The organism is Wolbachia endosymbiont of Drosophila leontia (assembly GCF_028981785.1).
Classification (GTDB): domain Bacteria; phylum Pseudomonadota; class Alphaproteobacteria; order Rickettsiales; family Anaplasmataceae; genus Wolbachia; species Wolbachia pipientis.
The window spans coordinates 1-4,682 of the sequence record NZ_JAPQLK010000083.1 but is presented as its reverse complement, the minus strand read 5'-3'; the positions used below and the strand labels follow the sequence as shown (position 1 = coordinate 4,682).

4 protein-coding genes are annotated in these 4,682 nt (G+C 35.1%); 2 read left to right on the top strand and 2 right to left on the bottom strand.

All coding sequences use genetic code 11. From position 1 onward, the window contains the following. The first annotated feature begins 121 nt into the window (after positions 1-121). Positions 122-775, top strand: coding sequence for a hypothetical protein (locus tag OZD63_RS02840; RefSeq protein ID WP_274979609.1), 654 nt, complete (start codon positions 122-124; stop codon positions 773-775). Here OZD63_RS02840 and OZD63_RS02835 read toward each other — a convergent pair. Further along, complete coding sequence (locus tag OZD63_RS02835) at positions 759-1,934, bottom strand: CCA tRNA nucleotidyltransferase (protein ID WP_275008062.1); 1,176 nt, start codon at positions 1,932-1,934, stop codon at positions 759-761. The two genes, OZD63_RS02840 and OZD63_RS02835, sit on opposite strands and share 17 nt — an antisense overlap. A gap of 87 nt (positions 1,935-2,021) precedes the next feature. Next, positions 2,022-3,293: a hypothetical protein gene (locus OZD63_RS02830; RefSeq protein ID WP_275008061.1), complete on the bottom strand. Its 1,272-nt coding sequence runs from the start codon at positions 3,291-3,293 to the stop codon at positions 2,022-2,024. Positions 3,294-3,411: 118 nt separating this feature from the next. Here OZD63_RS02830 and ychF point away from each other — a divergent pair, with 118 nt between their 5' ends. After that, the gene (gene ychF, locus OZD63_RS02825) at positions 3,412-4,506 is read left to right on the top strand and encodes a redox-regulated ATPase YchF (protein ID WP_274979562.1); all 1,095 of its coding nucleotides are present in this window, start codon (positions 3,412-3,414) and stop codon (positions 4,504-4,506) included. Positions 4,507-4,682 lie beyond the last annotated feature (176 nt).

The window sequence follows — 4,682 nt, the reverse complement described above, 5'->3', positions numbered from 1 at the left end:
CACCAGCTTACAAATGATTGTCCTTTCCTTCATTTCTCCCCTATTACGAAGATTTTAAACAGGTTCTAAGCTTCGTGGGAATGAGAATTGCGATAAATTTTTATCTGATAAAAATAAAGAGTTGAAAAAAAGTTTTTCTGAATTTGAAAAGAAACACTTTTGCCATAACGTGCTTAATGAAACTATAAAGTCTCTATCAAATCAAGATGATGGCAAATTTGAAAGCAGTAAGCTGCTTGAATTATTAGAAAGTAATTTGAAACAATCCGCAAGGGAGATCATAGAAGCTAAGGTTAAAGAAGTTGTCAACGAACGTTGTAACATTGGAAAAAATATGGGTAAAGAACTACGAGATGACACGTTAAAGGCCAAGTTGTCACCTTCTGTTAGAAAATGCGTAAAAAAATTAGAATTTAACAAACAAGAAGGGGTAAATAAGATTGTAGACTCTATCTTGCACAGCTTTAATAGCAAGAATAATAATAATAACGACTCAGGAGAATTGCTTAAAGAAATTGTTACAGGAAAATTAACAGAGGCTAAAATGAAATGTTTTTCAAATAAGATTCAAGAGTTACAACTGGCATTAAGCATAAGAGATAAATTTTTATCTCCAGATCAGGGAATGTGTAATCAAACTCAAGGAGGAGTAAACGAATATCAATTAACAGAAAAAGCTAAAAAAGGACATATACCTAATTCCTCTATGAGTTCCCCTAATATTGCAAGCATACATTCATTGAACAGTCAGAAAGCAGTTAGAATAGGCTCTTAGCATAAAGCACCAGCTCCTCTTTTGTTAAAGTGTAGAAGCTATCTTCCCAATGTTGTTTTAGCAATTCCAAGTTTCTACCTAAACTTTTTCCTGGCTGGTGACCTATACTTATTAAATCATCGCCAGATAAAGGAAATTTTGGAATATTGAATGTGTTAGCAAATGAAATGTATTCATCAACATTTTCTCCAGACTCAACACCACAAATTTTCACTAAATCACAATATAATTCTCTACCAAATAAAGATATGTATTTTTTTTGCTCTTTTTCTGAGAGTTCTGTTTTGATATCGTTGGATAGTAAAAATAGCAGCTTTTTCTTTTGCTTGTTTGAAAGACGTAGAAACATGATTATATATTCTCCAAGACTTAGCCTGTCATTTTTTTTAGTAGTCCTAAGGAGTAACGCTAATTTTACTAGCGCATCAGTGCCGAAAAGAAGTGACGAAGACAGAATTTCGCATTTTACTTCTTTTGGGATAATCTTTTGCAAAACATCAGATTCTTGCATGCTCTTAAGTGTTGGAAAAGGATCATTGCACTTCAGCAATTTAAGTATTTCATCTCTTATTCTCTCTCCAGAGAGGTTTTGGATCATATGCGAATGCTTTTTGCATACGTTTAGTATTTCATCACTCAAATCTCCGACACATATTTTTGCATGAAAACGAAATGCTCTTAAAATACGTAGATAGTCTTCTTTAATTCTATCTTCAGCGTTGCCTATAAAGTTTAACCTTCGCGCTTTTAAGTCCTCTATACCACAAAAGTAGTCATATATATGGCCACGCTTATCTGCGTATAGAGCGTTAAATGTAAAGTCACGCCTTGAAGCATCAGCTTGCCAATTATTAGTAAATTCTACTTTTGCATGCCTACCATCACATTTCACATCATGCCTTAGTGTCGTAATTTCAAAAGACCTCTGATTTAGAACCGCAGTGATAGTTCCATGTTTTAAGCCAGTTGGAATAGTCTTTATATTACGGGGTTTTAGCGCTTTAATCGTTTGATTGGGAAGCAAATTAGTAGCTAAATCGATGTCGTGGACATCACGCTGCAAAATTGAGTCTCTCACACACCCGCCGACAAGCCTAGCCTCACCACCAAATCCCTCTATGGCATCAATAATCAAACTAGTCTCATGGCCAATTTGCATTTAGGTTAGTACGCACTGCAAGTTCATATTATATGAAATGCTTGCAAAAGCCCTATATAAAAATATACAGAGCTATGAAGATTTATTTTACACTTCCAATTGTGATATTTGTTGTTGATGAAATGTTTTTTCTGTTCTTGATTCCTCCATACTACACCTTGGTGAGCTTGAAGGGTTTTGCTTCTCAGAGCGCTCTATGCGCTGCTTTATATCACTAACGCACTGCCCTACAACATCACCAATTTTTCCATCAGCATTTTCTGCCAATAACTTATCAAATCCCTTTTCAACCTCTGCCCTCTCAGGGATATCCTTTGAAAGGTTACAATATTCTAAGATCTCGTCTAGCTGCAGTTTTTTTGCTAATAGGAAATCTTCTTGTTCTTGCTGCTGTCTTATTAATTCTTGAGTTACAATTTCAGCTCTAGAGTAATGATTCCCTCCAAGATATATTGTTTCTCGCTCTTTACTACCCCATAGCTCATCATTTAATTTATAACTTTCACGATTAAATACCTGATTTAACTGATCATCATTATTTATCATTTGTGGATCTGGCTCAAACTTTTGTTGCTTCTCTCTACCACTAACTTCACAATGGACATTAATTTCAATATTAGCTAAAGAAGCTAATATCTGAACTTCTTCAACGAAAGGAAAATAACTTTTACTTTCTATTGCTTCTAGATAGGCTTTATAGAGAACTTCATCGTTAAAAAATGAATCTTTTATAACTTTAGGGTCATATGTATCACCATACTCCTTTTCACTGAAGTTAGGATTCAATATTAATGCACAAGACTCAAGATCTTCTGTGATATCATCATATAACCTCTCCTTATTTTCTTCTTTAAGCAAGTTTTCAACACTGAGCAAAGTTTTTTGGTCTCTCGGAGAGTCGATATTACGCTCATTACGCTCATTAATAGCTCTTTCTATTACTGGATATATTACTTTTCTGAAGTCACCATCATCACGAAAGTTTTTTACAATTTCTTCTTTTAATTCCCGAGTCTTACTGTCAGCTTCCTCGATTTTCTTATTTGTTCGTTCAGCTAATCCTTTCATTTTCTTGGACTTACCGGTTAAATCTCTTGGTGTGTTTAAAAACGCATCAAAAACCTTTTCCAGCTGAGCTCTTAAAGGATCTGGCATACTTACATCATCTAAAGATGTAAATTGACTTAAAAATTTGTGCCATTCCATTCTCATATCTTGCGCTCTTTCAGCTCTATATGGATCAGAATTACCTTTTTTCTCTCCAAACACAGCATGGAAAAAGCAATTGCCATCACCTGTAGTACTATATTTAACTACTTGGCTATTAGTTGGCAATTTCCGTTTCCTAGATTCAGTCATAATTTTTACCTTAATTTAAGCTATATATTACTATACCAACAAAACTGTCAATAAGCAACTAATTAAGTATAGCAGAAATTTTTAAATTATGCAATAGTTATAATTTTACATAGCAGATATGAGCTTTAACTGCGGTATAGTTGGGTTACCAAATATAGGAAAATCAACCTTATTTAATGCACTTACAGAGTCAAGTGCAGCCGAAGCTGCGAACTATCCTTTCTGCACAATCGAGCCAAATATAGGCAAGATTTCGATAAAAGATCAACGTTTGAAACAAATCGCAGCAATTGCAGGCTCAGAGAAGGTAATCTACAACCAATTAGAAGTTGTAGATATTGCAGGTCTGGTAAAGGGTGCGAGTAAAGGCGAAGGGCTCGGCAATAAATTTTTAAGCCATATCAGAGAAGTTGATGCCATCGTTCATCTGCTCAGGTGCTTTACGGATGACGATATCAGCCATATACACAGTAAAATAGATCCAATATCAGATGCTGAAGTGGTAGAAATGGAATTAATCCTAGCTGATATTGATAGCATAGAAAAAAGGCTTCCTCAATTGGAAAAGAAAGCAAAGCAAGGTGATAAAGAGCTAAAGAGACAACTTGAATTAATGCAAGAGGTATTAGCTACTTTAAAATTAGGTAAACCTGCAAGAAGTTTGGAGAATATCAATGAAGATGAGATGAAGTTGCTTCAATTGCTGACAACAAAGCCCGTTATGTACGTTTGCAATGTTGAAGATACAAATGTTATAACTGGCAATGAATTATCTAAAAAGGTAGAGAGAATGGCAGAGGAAAATAAAAGCAAATTTTATTGCATTTCAGCAAAACTCGAAGCAGATATTGCAAATCTTGATAGTGAAGAGGAAAAACAGAGTTTTTTATCAGAATTTGGCTTACAAGAATCAGGCCTTGATGGAGTAGCGCGTATTATGTATGAAGTGCTGAGTATGATAACTTTCTTTACTGTGGGCCCCAAAGAAGCACGGGCATGGCCAGTAAAAATAGGGTCAACAGCCGATAAAGCAGCAGGTGTAATCCACACTGATTTTGAGAAAGGCTTTATAAAAGCAGAGACAATAAGCTTTGCAGACTACATAAGGTATGGAAGTGAATCAGCTTGCAAAGACGCAGGAAAAATTCGCTTTGAAGGCAGAGATTACATCGTGCAAGATGGTGATATAATGCACTTTAGGTTTAATGTGTAGTTTATTATGCAGCCACTTATTTAAAGTTAAGTTTTCTGGATCCCAGTGGGCTTTGTTGCATCGCTCTTCGGATAGTAGGTAACGTACAATAAATTCATGAAGCTATCTCAAACTTAGCCATGCCTATTTCAGTAAATTTGTTAAGCAAATAACACTTGAGTAGCAGTTCCTTCTCA